The 12,137-nt window shown below is 40.7% G+C and carries 15 protein-coding genes; 4 read left to right on the top strand and 11 right to left on the bottom strand.

Annotation, left to right across the window (positions count from 1 at the left end):
* Positions 1–63: 63 nt before the first annotated feature.
* From BA70_RS05465 to cdaS, 5 genes are all read right to left on the bottom strand, one after another.
* On the bottom strand, positions 64–1,980 hold the full coding sequence (locus BA70_RS05465; RefSeq protein ID WP_034319230.1) for a vWA domain-containing protein: 1,917 nt from the start codon (positions 1,978–1,980) through the stop codon (positions 64–66).
* An 11-nt stretch (positions 1,981–1,991) separates the two neighbouring features.
* Complete coding sequence (locus BA70_RS05460) at positions 1,992–2,870, bottom strand: ATP-binding protein (RefSeq protein ID WP_034319227.1); 879 nt, start codon at positions 2,868–2,870, stop codon at positions 1,992–1,994.
* Positions 2,871–2,959: 89 nt separating this feature from the next.
* Positions 2,960–3,538, bottom strand: coding sequence for a superoxide dismutase family protein (locus tag BA70_RS05455; protein ID WP_034319224.1), 579 nt, complete (start codon positions 3,536–3,538; stop codon positions 2,960–2,962).
* Between the two features lie 75 nt (positions 3,539–3,613).
* Positions 3,614–4,909, bottom strand: coding sequence for a C40 family peptidase (locus tag BA70_RS05450; protein WP_034319221.1), 1,296 nt, complete (start codon positions 4,907–4,909; stop codon positions 3,614–3,616).
* Positions 4,910–5,313: 404 nt separating this feature from the next.
* The gene (gene cdaS / locus BA70_RS05445; RefSeq protein ID WP_034319218.1) at positions 5,314–5,940 is read right to left on the bottom strand and encodes a sporulation-specific diadenylate cyclase CdaS; all 627 of its coding nucleotides are present in this window, start codon (positions 5,938–5,940) and stop codon (positions 5,314–5,316) included.
* Between the two features lie 82 nt (positions 5,941–6,022).
* Between cdaS and BA70_RS20800 the strand changes: the two genes are divergently transcribed.
* Both BA70_RS20800 and BA70_RS05440 read left to right on the top strand, forming a co-directional pair.
* The gene (locus BA70_RS20800; RefSeq protein ID WP_008359993.1) at positions 6,023–6,148 is read left to right on the top strand and encodes a hypothetical protein; all 126 of its coding nucleotides are present in this window, start codon (positions 6,023–6,025) and stop codon (positions 6,146–6,148) included.
* Between the two features lie 59 nt (positions 6,149–6,207).
* Positions 6,208–7,575: an MATE family efflux transporter gene (locus BA70_RS05440; RefSeq protein ID WP_034319215.1), complete on the top strand. Its 1,368-nt coding sequence runs from the start codon at positions 6,208–6,210 to the stop codon at positions 7,573–7,575.
* Between the two features lie 45 nt (positions 7,576–7,620).
* On the opposite strand, the gene bshB2 is transcribed toward BA70_RS05440, so the two are convergent.
* From bshB2 to rarD, 4 genes are all read right to left on the bottom strand, one after another.
* Entirely contained in the window at positions 7,621–8,286 is a 666-nt protein-coding gene (bshB2, locus tag BA70_RS05435) for a bacillithiol biosynthesis deacetylase BshB2 (protein ID WP_034319212.1), read from the bottom strand.
* Positions 8,287–8,304: 18 nt separating this feature from the next.
* Entirely contained in the window at positions 8,305–8,655 is a 351-nt protein-coding gene (locus tag BA70_RS05430; RefSeq protein ID WP_008359999.1) for a YojF family protein, read from the bottom strand.
* Positions 8,652–8,933, bottom strand: a complete 282-nt coding sequence (locus tag BA70_RS05425; protein ID WP_034319209.1) for a hypothetical protein — start codon at positions 8,931–8,933, stop codon at positions 8,652–8,654. The genes BA70_RS05430 and BA70_RS05425 overlap by 4 nt, the downstream gene beginning before the upstream one ends.
* Before the next feature lie 78 nt (positions 8,934–9,011).
* Positions 9,012–9,917 carry an EamA family transporter RarD gene (rarD, locus tag BA70_RS05420; RefSeq protein ID WP_078061652.1) on the bottom strand — a complete coding sequence of 302 codons (906 nt, stop codon included), beginning with the start codon at positions 9,915–9,917 and terminating at the stop codon, positions 9,012–9,014.
* A gap of 95 nt (positions 9,918–10,012) precedes the next feature.
* Here rarD and BA70_RS05415 point away from each other — a divergent pair, with 95 nt between their 5' ends.
* Positions 10,013–10,486: an Hsp20/alpha crystallin family protein gene (locus tag BA70_RS05415; protein ID WP_034319206.1), complete on the top strand. Its 474-nt coding sequence runs from the start codon at positions 10,013–10,015 to the stop codon at positions 10,484–10,486.
* Between the two features lie 40 nt (positions 10,487–10,526).
* On the opposite strand, the gene BA70_RS05410 is transcribed toward BA70_RS05415, so the two are convergent.
* Positions 10,527–10,745, bottom strand: a complete 219-nt coding sequence (locus BA70_RS05410; protein WP_003215921.1) for a hypothetical protein — start codon at positions 10,743–10,745, stop codon at positions 10,527–10,529.
* 75 nt (positions 10,746–10,820) lie between these two features.
* Positions 10,821–11,153: a winged helix-turn-helix transcriptional regulator gene (locus tag BA70_RS05405; RefSeq protein ID WP_034319203.1), complete on the bottom strand. Its 333-nt coding sequence runs from the start codon at positions 11,151–11,153 to the stop codon at positions 10,821–10,823.
* Positions 11,154–11,292: 139 nt separating this feature from the next.
* On the opposite strand from BA70_RS05405, the gene BA70_RS05400 reads away from it, so the two are divergent.
* Positions 11,293–11,910, top strand: coding sequence for a nitroreductase family protein (locus tag BA70_RS05400; RefSeq protein ID WP_034319200.1), 618 nt, complete (start codon positions 11,293–11,295; stop codon positions 11,908–11,910).
* The last annotated feature ends 227 nt before the right edge of the window (positions 11,911–12,137 follow it).

The following is a 12,137-nucleotide window of genomic DNA, read 5'->3' as shown; positions in this document are numbered from 1 at the left end:
ATTCACAGAAAAACAAAAAATTTAAATCATTCCGAAAAATATTTTGATGAAAGGGGCAAAACCTTATGCCCCAATGCTTTTATGCAGCAGTTTCTTCAGTAATGGATATAAAACATCTGGCAATGTATCGACATCTGGTACAAAAATGCTGAACTTGCCATACATATCTTGAATGGTTTTCATCTGTGCTTCTTCAATCGGCGAATTGGATAAAAACACATTGATCACCTCAATTCCCTTTTTCCTTGCTTCAAGTACCGCTTCATGTGTATCCACAATCCCATTTTGTTCGTAGCTGAACGCAGCTGGCTCTCCGTCTGAGAACACAATGAGAAACTTTTGCTCTTCTCTTCGTTTTAAAATCATTTTCGTCATTTGGCGAATTGCATAGCCGTCCCTGTTATCCTCTTCTGGCTCAAGTGACATAATGGAAGGTCCTGCATCAAATAAAGAATCTTTGAACGACACGACTGTGTTGAAATAGTTCGGCTGACTTGTTTCTGTTGCATCGTTTGTATCTTCCCAAAACCCAACAATTTGATGTGGTACTTGAACGGATTTTAAGGCTTCATGAAATAGAACAATCCCCTTTTTCGTCTCATCCATCTTGTCAAACATGCTCGCAGAACAGTCAACTAACAAGGTGAAAACAGCATCAATTTGAGAAGACGGTGCCTGTTTTTTATAGAAAAGACGCGGGTTAGACTCTGTAAAATAGCGAATGAGCTTTTTACTCAGACGGCCTGCATGAAGATCCGTTTTTGGCCATGATTTTTTATGTTCAAGTGTTTTTTGAATCATCTGCTTTAAGCGTTTCTGGTAAGGCTCGATCGCCTTTGCATGCTGCTTGTACACATCTATTTGCTCTGGATCAGGCGGCTCTGGTGATATCATGACTGGAAACGCATATTTGTTCTCTTTTCCATTTTCTTGAGCACCTGCTCCGCTTTCTTCGCCTTCAGCCTCTTCTAATGCTTCAAGCTTTGAATAATCTTTTCGATGTGTTTGTTTTGCAGAGCCTTGAACAGTTCCAAGCGCCTGGTCTCCATCGTCACCTTCTCTTGCTGCATCCTTGCCGAGATCACTCTTACCTCCGTGTTCTAAGTCAAATTGAAGGAAGCTTTTTGATGGCGCTTCAGTTTCTCTATGCCATACTTCCATATATTCTTGGTGGATGTCTTCATCGCCCTCTTTTTCTCGGTCGACTTTGATGTCCTCACTTAATTTAGGTTTTCTTTTCAAGTCATGGAACAGCGGTTCTTTTGCCGCTTTTTCATAGTCCAATTCCGGGAAGAAAAAGTACGTATTCAGCATATCTTTTTCAAGAAGCTCATCAAAACCTTCTGTCAATTCTTTTACAATGGTTGCGATGTCAGATGTTGAACCTGCTTCATATACACGTTCAAGACTTGACTCAATAAACGGAATCATCGGATTGATCCGCTCGTGAAGCGCTGGAATCTCTTCCAGCGGTGAATCAGCTGTCAGCTTTACATACATTGCACAAAAGAGTGCATCCGTTAAAATGGTTCGTTCTTGGTTAATCGTTAATTGCGTCTTAAAGTGACGCCTGTAAAGCTCTCTTCTCCGTTTAAACACCTTTTTTGTTCCTGGGCGGTCGCGTTTAATTTGCTCTTCAATCCGGATATCTTCAAACAGCATAAACAATTGTTTACATACATCAGGAATGGATAATGTGTGGGCGTAGCGGATCATGTCCTCAAATACAGTGAGATCACTATAGACTGTCCCTACTGCACGCAGGAAAACATCACTTTTTAGCCCTGCTGTCATGTCTTCTTGATTACGATCATCCCAAAAATGGCTGATGAAAATTTTCTTTTCAAAAGGTTCATAGTAGGACTGCACACCGTATTCAAGCTCGACATCATCGCTTTTCGCTAACGTTTTAGCTAAATCTGTTAATTCCATAAATAGAAATGAATCGATTCTGCTGTCATTAAATTTGATGAATTTCAAAAGTCAGAACCTCACTCGAATAATGTTTGGGCGATATTTCTTACCGCTGCTTTTTCCCGGTCATCTTCTAGCTTTTCAACAATCCCTCGTTCAATGGCACGAAGCGGCGGGATATATTGCGCAAGATCACATGTATCTAAGAGGGCACGAATGGATGCTGCTTCTTCACTAACCTGTCCATTGTGCGCTTGTGTAATCAAGTCTGATGAGAGCTGTACGAATTGGTCGATTAACCGCTCATCCTTTAAAACAGATTGAGATTGCAGGACCTCTTTCAGGATGCCGCCGCCGATGTAAGGGACATCAATGACAACAAAACGATTTTTCAGCGCTTCATTTAGAGGCACTGTGCCAACATACCCTTCGTTAATTGCCGCAATCACGCCAAAGCCCTCTTCTGCTCTGACAACCTCACCTGTAAATGGGTTTGTCATCATTTTTCGGTAGTCGAGTACACCGTTTAAAATAGGCAGGGTTTCCGGTTTCGCCATGTTGATTTCATCAATATATAAAAGGTGGCCTTTTTTCATCGCTTTTGTAACTGGTCCTTCAACGAATTCAATAGAAGCGATCTGACCATCATTGTGGATGGTTTTATAGCCAATTAAGCTTTCTGCATCAAGATCAACCGAGCAGTTCACGCTGTGCATCGGCTGCTGAAAGAAAGCGGATAAAGTTTCTGCTAGTTTTGTTTTACCTGAGCCAGTTGGCCCTTTTAATAGAACATTTTTTCCTAGTGCTAGTGCAATCATGGCATCTTGAATGATAGAAGTATCCTGTGATTCATAGCCGCCTGTTCCAATGAGCGGACGGAATTCTTCTTCTAGCACTTTTGCTTTTGCTTCGATCATTGCTTGAATTTCTTCTGGGAGTGATTGTTGGTTGAACATATATGATTAATTCCTCTCTTCGATCATTTTCCTCACCAAGTATACTAAAAAAACCTTTATGCACTCAATACATAAAGGTTCGTCTTCTGTTATTTTACCATTTCTTTTGTGATCGCTCCGCAAGCGATGCGCTTTCCAGAGTTTCCAGAAGGGTTACTTAAGTAATCATCTGCTTCTGCATGAATGATAAAGCTTCGCCCATTTTGAGCGATTAATTGATTCGGGCCTCCCTTTAACGTCACATCTGGTACATTGACGACGACATCAATTTGGCCATCTGCTCCTACCTCTAAATTAGGCATGTCTCCAGCATGATGCCCCTTTGGGTTGTCAAACCCATGCTCCCTATGCGTTGGATTAAAATGAGCACCTGCCGTTTCAAAATCTGGCGCTTCACATACACCTGTCTCGTGAATATGGAAGCCATGAGGACCTGGCGGTAACCCTTTCGCTTTCACGTGTAGATCCAGGCCATTTGCTGAAGATTCTCTTACTTCGATGCTTCCTATTTTTTGCCCACTTTCATTAATGAGTGAAGTGGTAACCGGCGCTTGTTTAGGTGCTGCAACTTCATGACTTTCTTCTGTCATTTCTTTTTTTGGCGGTGCATGACATGCTGATACGAGAAAGACTAAACACATCATGAGCGTCCACACTGACTTTTTCATATGACTGCCCCCTTTTGCTATCAGTATGGACAATCTCATGAGAGGGCAAACAAAAAAAGCCGAAAATCGGCTTTTTTAGAAGAAACGTTTTGCACCTAAATAGGCTTTTTTCCAATATGAGTTACTTAAGTTAGAAATACCCACTCCACTGTCACTTGCATGAAGGAAATCTCCTCCACCCAGGTATATTCCCATGTGAGAAGGGCCTGCTTTGTATGTTGTAAAATAAACAAAATCTCCAACTTGAGGTGTGCTGACAGGCGTCATCATATTCCAGTAGCCCGCTGTGCTTAATCTAGATACAGATGAAACCTTGTTAATGAGATAGTAAACAAAGCCGCTGCAATCAAACCCAGCTGGTGTATTACCGCCCCATCTGTAAGGAATTCCTGTTAGCTTTTTACCTTCTTGGATCATCGTCGTGATTTTTGCATTCATTGGAACATCGGGTTTGTTATTGTTGGCCGGAGTTGTTGAACCGTTAGACGTAGAACCATTAGATCCAGTCGAGCCGGAAGCCGTACCATTAATTTTTAACACTTGTCCAATTCTAAGCACATCACTTTTCAAGCTGTTTGCCGTGCGAATGGATTGAACCTGCACCTTAAACTGATTCGCAATTTTCCATAATGAATCACCTGATTTTACGGTATAAGATGTTGTTTTCCCGCTTGAAGGCGGGTTACTTGGTTTAGCAGGGGCTGTTGGCTGACTTGGTTTTGATGCAGCCGTCCCTTTTACTTTCAATACTTGATTCGGATAAATCATATCAGATTTTAACGCATTTAATGTTTTGATTTCACCTATCGTCATATTTAACGAATTCGCAATTTTCCAAAGAGAATCGCCTAATTTGACCTTGTATGTACTAGATGATGATGAACTATTTGGATTCGTCGTCTTATTGCTTGAGTTTGAATTTGTTGACTGACTGCCGCTCGTCTTCGTGCTTCCAGATACTTTCAGTTTTTGACCAGGTCGAATCAGATCACTGTTTAAGCTGTTTAGGCTTTTCAAGCTTGCGACTGACATTTTATGATTTTTTGCAATCAGCCATAGTGAATCTCCAAGCTTTACAGTATAGCTCGATGTCGTTGAAGCACTTGAATTCGTTGCTTTTGAGCCTGTTGATGAGCTGGATTTTTTACTTTTTGCACCAGGAATTTTTAAGCTTTGTCCTGCAAAAATCATCGTCGTTTTTAATTGATTAAGAGATTGAAGCTCCGAAATACTTGTATTGTACTGTTCGGCAATCTTCCAAAGTGAGTCACCGTTTTTCACCTTGATCGTCTGCGCTTCTGCCGGTGCAGCAATAACAGCTGAGCCTGCGATCGCTGATACTGTGAGGCCGGTTACTACTTTTTTCTTCATAGATGAATCTCCGCCTTTCATGATTTCGTTCAATAAGACTTATGTACTAGTTTTGAGTTTAGCATTTAATGATTTTGCTTCTCTTGCACTATTTTATCTTTATTTCTATTATATTACTCGACATGAAGACGTTGGGCAATAACAAATAGGTTAGAGCAGCAAACTCAAAATGCTGAAACAACGCCATATCGTTTCTATCGGCTGTTTGCTGTATTTATAAACATTTTTTAAGGAATTTTTAAGTTGACGTTTAGAAATTTGTCAAAACAAGCACTTTGCTAGTTTCATAGTTCTATTCTACATGACAAATTTTTCTGTATCAAATGACTTTTTACTTAATTGGCTGTTTTTTCTCCTCAAATGAAAAAAGCATCCTTCCAAATGAAGAATGCAGCGATTTGTTTTTATTTTCTTATTTCTGGATCTTTCACGGTGAGCGGATAAAGCACGCCTTCTTTAGCAAACGACATCTTTCCCGTTTCTTCTGATACAACGAGAACCAGTGCGTCGGTCATCCCAGAAAGACCGATGGCTGCCCTGTGCCTTGTGCCAAGAGATGGACTGACTTTTTTTGAGGTGAGCGGCAGCACATTTGCAGCGGAAACGAGCGTATTTTCTTTCACTAAAAGAGCACCGTCATGAAGTGGATTTCCTGGATAGAAAATGCTTTCTATTAATGATGCACTAATTTTCGCATGGAGGTTTGTCCCTCTTTGGATAAAATCCTCGACTTCATCCCTCCTTTGAATCACAATAAGCGCGCCGTGCTTTTGTTTAGATAAATGCTCAATCGCTAACGAAAATTGAGCAAATCCCGGCGTGAATTCCTCCATATATGATTGCAAATAAAACGAGGAAGCTTCTGCATGCATTTCATTAAACTGCTCATGCAATGATTCGAGGTCACAAAGAAGGCATTGTTCCGTCTCATCCAGAGAATCGGCGATTTTCCTTGCATCCATCATGATTTGCATCAAATGTGATTTCATTTCTAATTTAAACATCGCTTCTTCGTTTGTGCGATTTAACATCTTGACCATTTCCCTCCTTCTTTGGCTTGTGTCATAAAATAACAAATTGTGTACATTCTATTTGTATGGAGGTGAACTCAATATGACCATTCAGAAAATCATTCAATATGCTTGCAGCATTTTAGGTGTTGTCAGTCTTTCTTTTATTTATGCCCAAATGTTTAAAAAAACGAAGCCATCAAAGAAAAATAATCCGACGGAGAATTGATTTTTTTACATAGCATGATATAATTCCTCTCGTTATTTCTGTTCAGAGAGGAACTTATGATGAGAGAAACGAATAGCATTCAAACAAAGTTGGTACAATTTTTAACCATTCTGATCCCGATTTTAATCACACAAGCGGGTCTTTCGCTGATTACGTTTTTAGACACGGTGATGTCTGGAAAGGTGAGCGCAGAAGACCTTGCGGGTGTCGCGATCGGTTCTAGCATTTGGACACCTGTTTATACAGGGCTTGCCGGTATATTAATGGCCGTTACTCCGATTGTGGCCCAGCTGATGGGTGCAGGCCACAAACAAGACGTTCCTCGGGCTGTCTTTCAGGCCATCTATTTATCCTTTCTTTTAAGTGTCGTGGTGATCGTCGTTGGAATGATTAGCGTCCCTTTCATATTAGGTGGACTTGGTCTTGACCCATCCGTTGAAGATATTGCCCGGCATTTTCTCAGCTTTCTTGCTTTTGGGATCATCCCGCTGTTTGGTTATTCAGTGCTGAGGTCATTTATTGATGCATTAGGGAAAACACGTGTGACGATGTTTATTACGTTAACAGCACTTCCTATTAACTTTGTTTTAAATTATTTATTGATTTTTGGGAATTTTGGCTTTCCAAAGCTAGGTGGTGCGGGGGCTGGCCTTGCATCTGCGATGACGTATTGGGCCATTTTCATCATGAGCATTTGTATTGTCATCAAGGCAGAACCATTTGCCTCATTTCGTTTGTTTCAAAAACTGCCTCGGTTCAACATCTCCCGTATGGGGCAAATACTGAAAATTGGTATCCCTATTGGGTTTGCGATCTTTTTTGAAACGAGCATTTTCGCAGCTGTCACGCTTTTAATGGGTCACTTTGATACCGTGACGATCGCCAGTCACCAAGCAGCAATGAACTTTGCTTCTATCTTATACATTTTACCGCTTAGTATATCAATGGCTTTAACGATCGTCGTTGGCTTTGAAGCCGGTGCCATGAGGTATAAAGACGCGCAAAGTTACAGCTATATTGGAATTGGAACTGCTGTTTTGTTCTCATTATGTACGGCAGCACTCATTTTGTTATTTAGACCAGAGATCGCAGGTTTATATACAACTGACTCGGCTGTTTTACAGCTGACACAGCACTTTTTGATTTACGCACTCTTTTTCCAGCTGTCAGATGCGATCGCTGCACCGATTCAAGGGGCTCTTCGCGGGTATAAAGATGTGAACTATACACTCATCGCAGCTTTTGTCTCTTACTGGGTCATCGGGCTTCCTGCCGGCTACCTGATTGGCACATATACCTCATTTGGGGCGTTCGGCTATTGGATCGGTCTCATTACCGGTCTTGCCGCTGGTGCAATCGTCCTCTTTATCCGTCTCAGATTGATTGAAAAACGGCTGATTCAACTTCAACATGCACCCAATCATTAAATACGACACAAAAAAGCAGCTGATCCTTGTCAGCTGCCTTTTTCATTAGTCATTCCATTGATACGTCCAGAAAATTTCTTCATCCAACCATTTTTGGACGACTGGTTCTTTGTTTTTCAGTTTCTGCTCAATTTCTCTCAGTATGCCTTCTGTTTGCGTTCTGTGCGCTCTCAGTGCATTTAATTTGATATCTGCTACATCTGTAATATTGATCACAATATCTGCATTTCCTAGCACTTCTTCTCTATTTCTCGTAATGGCCATGCAGTATGTGACAGGACGGTCTTCTTTTTTCTTTCGGTAAAGAGCACGGATGACGGCTTCTCCTGTCGCATCATGATCAGGGTGTACACCGTGTCCTGGGTAAAACGTGACAATAAGAGTTGGTTTGACTTCATCGATGATGTTTTCCATCACATCCGCCAAATACTCATCATCTTCAAATTCGAGCGTCTTATCACGTAGTCCAAGCATACGTAAATCCGTCATATCCATTTCTTTGCATGCATTGATTAATTCCTGTTTTCTTAGTTCAGGAAGTGTCTCACGGTTGGCATATGGTGGGCTGCCCATAATTCTGCCCATTTCCCCAAGTGTCCCGCATGCATACGTGACTGGAATTCCGCGTTTTCTGCTTTGTGCGATGAGACCTGCGACCCCATAGGATTCATCATCGGGGTGAGGCAGCATCACTAATACATGTTCGTTCATTACTTGTCACCCTTTCTCCTACACCTGAAATGGTGTTTCACTAATTTGTAATGAGATCGCTAGTTTCCCGTCTGGCAAGTGCCCTGCTAATAGCAGGCGGCCTTGGTCATCAAATACATAGTCGGTCAAGCCTTCTGCGTAAATCCAGCCATCTTCTGTTTTCATTCCAACACGGTACGGACCTTGTCCTTTTATTTTCGCCTGTGAATAGACAACTTTCGCATTGCGAATATACGCCACGACCGTCATATTTTGTTCATTTACATGAGCTGAATAAGAACCAGTTGTCGTTTCAAGATGAACGAAGACTGGACGATTTAAAAACGATTCAAGATGTGCTGTGACATCTTCCGTTTGAATTGGTTTCATGAGTGGTTCCTTCCTTCATTTTGAATTAATTCTCGCAGCTTTTTCGTATGTAAGCTGATCAGCTGCAATTGATGATCATGCCTAACAGCACTTTCTAATATTCTCTCCACAGCGAGCACATACTTTTGGTGTAATGATTTTCTTGCCCGCGGATGAGTGCGAGCATCCAGTAAATCATCACGTATGGCCTCGTGTAAAGAAGACATATCATCGACATCAAGCTGACGATTTTTCCATAAAGATCGATAAGCGGCTGCTAGCTCATTGACTGATGTCATGTGATCACCTCTACAGTTTTGGTAACAACTTATTATGACATGATCTGCCTTTTAAGAAAAGCAAACTGCTTGTTCTCTTTAATGAGAATCCGCTGTTTTTTTTATGCGTAATTGTGAGGTGGTAAACAGTAAAATGGCCACCCAAATACAGAGAAACGTCACAATTTTTGCTGCAGATAAGTGTTCATGATACACAAATAGCCCTAAAAACAGTGTAATCGTCGGTGCAATGTATTGCAAAATGCCGACTTGATAAAGAGGAATTCTTTTTGCGCCTTCAGAAAATAAAAGGAGCGGCACAGCTGTAAAAACCCCTGCAAAAAATAAGAGGCCCAGCGATCCGAAACTGTTAGGATTCATGGTCACCACAGGTTCTTTTAAGAAGAAGAATAAGTAAACAAGTGCAGCCGGTGCAAGAAGCAGCGTTTCAATCGTTAACCCAATCGCGCTCGTAAACCTCATCCTTTTTTTAATCAGTCCATAGAAACCAAAGCTAAAGGCTAATAAGAAAGCAACGACAGGAAATGAACCGTACTGAACCGTTGAAATGATCACGCCAGCGGCGGCAATGAGAATCGCGATTGTTTGCATTTTATTAAGTCGTTCTTTCAAGAAAAGGATGCCTAATAGAACGGATACAAGCGGATTAATATAGTACCCTAAACTTGCTTCTAGCATGAGATGATGGTTGACTGCCCAAATGTACACATACCAGTTGACCGAGATTAAAATAGCAGATAAAAGTAACGAGAAAAGTGCTTTTCCATCCATCATCAGCCCCTTCACAGTCTGCATTGCTGGTCGGACTTGTTTTAAATAAAGGAGAATACCGCACATAAAAACAAATGACCATAAGATTCTGTGCGCTAAAATTTCGCCTGACGAAATATGTTCCATCAGTTTCCAATATAATGGGAATAGCCCCCATAATGTAAAAGATGCTGCAGTATACAGTACACCTTTTGATTGCTGCTGTTCGTTCAAACTAACCATTCCTTTCTAAACCTATCGTATATTATAGCACGCACTCAGGTGAATGGGCATATACTAATTCAGGGCATTTAGAAAGGATGATTAGCGTGTTTGACTGGAACCGATTATTCCCTTTTCAAAAGCAATTTTCAAAAGAAGCTTTAAAGAATTCAGACCCTAAAGACGTTGAGCAGTATGTCAATCAAGTGATGGAAAGTGTATTCGGCTCCAATTATAATGCTCAGTTCCCCTTTCAGGATCCACTGTCTCAACAACAAAAACCGCGAGATACAGACGTCAAAAAAGAAAAAGAGCCGAATGTTGAAGTGTTTGAAACGACTGATCATGTGTTTGTCAAAATTGAACTTGATCGTCCAAACACAGAAAAAGTAAAAATCAAACATACAGCCAATCTGTTGTTTATTGATCATTTTCCTGAAGAAGGCACGCAGAAGAAAATCGTCCTCCCTGCTGCTGTGAAAAGAAAAGGAACAAAGGCTTCATATCAAGATGGTATTTTGGAAATTATGTTTTTAAAGCATGATGATCCTGGGATCTCTGAAATTGATATTCCATTATAAAAAGCCTGCTTTGAAATGGAAGCAGGCTTACTCTTTTTTCTTAATAATATGGTGGATATCCGCCGCCATAAGGTGGTGGAACAGGCGGTGGTGGTGGCGGGTAATATGGACGGGGATAATTAAAAATCGCACTTCCTAGAAATCCGCCAAGCAGTCCGCCGACTAAAGGAGCGCCAAAACCAAAAAACAAAGGGACTCTGGATTCATATGGCGGAATGCCAGGGGCGCCGCCTCGAAAATACGGAGTATGAGGGTACATGCATTTCTCCTCCTTTGTCATGTGCCTAACATCAGCATATTCATCAGGAGTCAAAACGTTTGGGCAAACCTAAAACTAGGCTTGCTCCTTTTTTTCATGAGATCCAGCATATTCCCCTGCCCAGCGCGATACCTCTCCAAACACATCGTTTAATGCATTCCCTTTTTCGGTTAGACAATAGATGACTTTGACAGGTGTCTCAGGAAGTACAGTTCGCTCTATAATTCCTTCTTGCTCGAGCTCTTTTAAACGTTCTGCGAGCATTTTTTGACTGATGGATGGGATAATGTCCGTCAGGTCTTTAAACCGTTTTGGACCATCAAGCAATACATGAATAATGAGACCATTCCACCTTTTTCCAAGAAGTAAAAAAGCTTGAGAAATGTGTGGGCATAATTGGAATTCCATTATTTTCAACCTTTCTTTTCATGATTGTTTGACAAACTAACGGTATACAATTTAAAATATCACTAGTTACAATAAGTAAGTTTCTCACTTTTTTAGTTATTGTACCATACTATTTGCAAAAACGGGAGGAAATATCCATATGGCGACTGATCAAAAAACGATTGACATCTTAAAACAAAGAGCTTCAGTAAAAGAGTATGATACAACTCATGAAATGACAAAAGAAGAGCTAACAGAGCTTCTTGATATTACAACAAAAGCACCATCTGCATGGAACCTTCAGCATTGGCATTTCACTGTTTTCCATAGTGCTGAATCAAAAGCAAAGTTACTTCCAATCGCTTACAACCAAAAGCAAATCTCACAAGCATCAGCCATAATTGCTGTGTTAGGTGATCTTGAAGCCAATAAAAATGGCGAAAAAATCTACAGTGAGCTAGCAGAACAAGGCTTCATTACAGAGGATATTAAAGAAACACTTATGACTCAAATCAATGGCGCTTACCAAAGCGAGCAGTATGCACGTGAAGCAGCGTATTCAAATGCTTCATTAGCTGCTATGCAATTAATGATTGCTGCTAAAGCAATGGGATATGATACATGCGCAATGGGTGGTTTTAGTAAAGAAGCATACATCAAAGAATTCAATGTGAGCGGCCGCTACGAACCAGTCATGCTAATTTCAGTTGGTAAAGCAGCGAAAGAAGCTCATAAAAGCAATCGTTTTGACATCAAAGAAGTATCTGATTTCCTATAAAAAATGGCAGAGCCTCAGCTTTCATGCTGGGGCTTTTTTATTTGCTTTAAATATTATTCCTCCATACTTTTTTTCAAATCACTCTCTTTCTGCCTTCACTCTTCTCTCTTTTTTGAGAATGAAAGCGTTATATTAGTATGATGTTCTCAAAAATGATTGTTTTTTCTGAAAATGGTCTTGTGATCTAATCTGACAACTGCTATTATTATGAAATTACAAAATATCAG

The sequence above is a fragment of the Bacillus zhangzhouensis genome (genome assembly GCF_000715205.1).
GTDB classification, from domain to species: domain Bacteria; phylum Bacillota; class Bacilli; order Bacillales; family Bacillaceae; genus Bacillus; species Bacillus zhangzhouensis.
This window is presented reverse-complemented; position numbering and strand designations above follow the sequence as displayed.

Excerpts from the sequence above, each read along its gene's own strand:
- BA70_RS05460 (WP_034319227.1), bottom strand. The coding sequence starts at position 2,870 with ATGTTCAACCAACAATCACTCCCAGAAGAAATTCAAGCAATGATCGAA.
- BA70_RS05410 (WP_003215921.1), bottom strand. The coding sequence starts at position 10,745 with ATGTACCCTCATACTCCGTATTTTCGAGGCGGCGCCCCTGGCATTCCG.
- BA70_RS20800 (WP_008359993.1), top strand. The coding sequence starts at position 6,023 with ATGACCATTCAGAAAATCATTCAATATGCTTGCAGCATTTTAGGTGTT.
- BA70_RS05440 (WP_034319215.1), top strand. The coding sequence starts at position 6,208 with ATGAGAGAAACGAATAGCATTCAAACAAAGTTGGTACAATTTTTAACC.
- BA70_RS05400 (WP_034319200.1), top strand. The coding sequence starts at position 11,293 with ATGGCGACTGATCAAAAAACGATTGACATCTTAAAACAAAGAGCTTCA.
- cdaS (WP_034319218.1), bottom strand. The coding sequence starts at position 5,940 with ATGTTAAATCGCACAAACGAAGAAGCGATGTTTAAATTAGAAATGAAA.
- BA70_RS05450 (WP_034319221.1), bottom strand. The coding sequence starts at position 4,909 with ATGAAGAAAAAAGTAGTAACCGGCCTCACAGTATCAGCGATCGCAGGC.
- BA70_RS05405 (WP_034319203.1), bottom strand. The coding sequence starts at position 11,153 with ATGGAATTCCAATTATGCCCACACATTTCTCAAGCTTTTTTACTTCTT.
- BA70_RS05425 (WP_034319209.1), bottom strand. The coding sequence starts at position 8,933 with ATGACATCAGTCAATGAGCTAGCAGCCGCTTATCGATCTTTATGGAAA.
- BA70_RS05430 (WP_008359999.1), bottom strand. The coding sequence starts at position 8,655 with ATGAAACCAATTCAAACGGAAGATGTCACAGCACATCTTGAATCGTTT.
- BA70_RS05455 (WP_034319224.1), bottom strand. The coding sequence starts at position 3,538 with ATGAAAAAGTCAGTGTGGACGCTCATGATGTGTTTAGTCTTTCTCGTA.
- bshB2 (WP_034319212.1), bottom strand. The coding sequence starts at position 8,286 with ATGAACGAACATGTATTAGTGATGCTGCCTCACCCCGATGATGAATCC.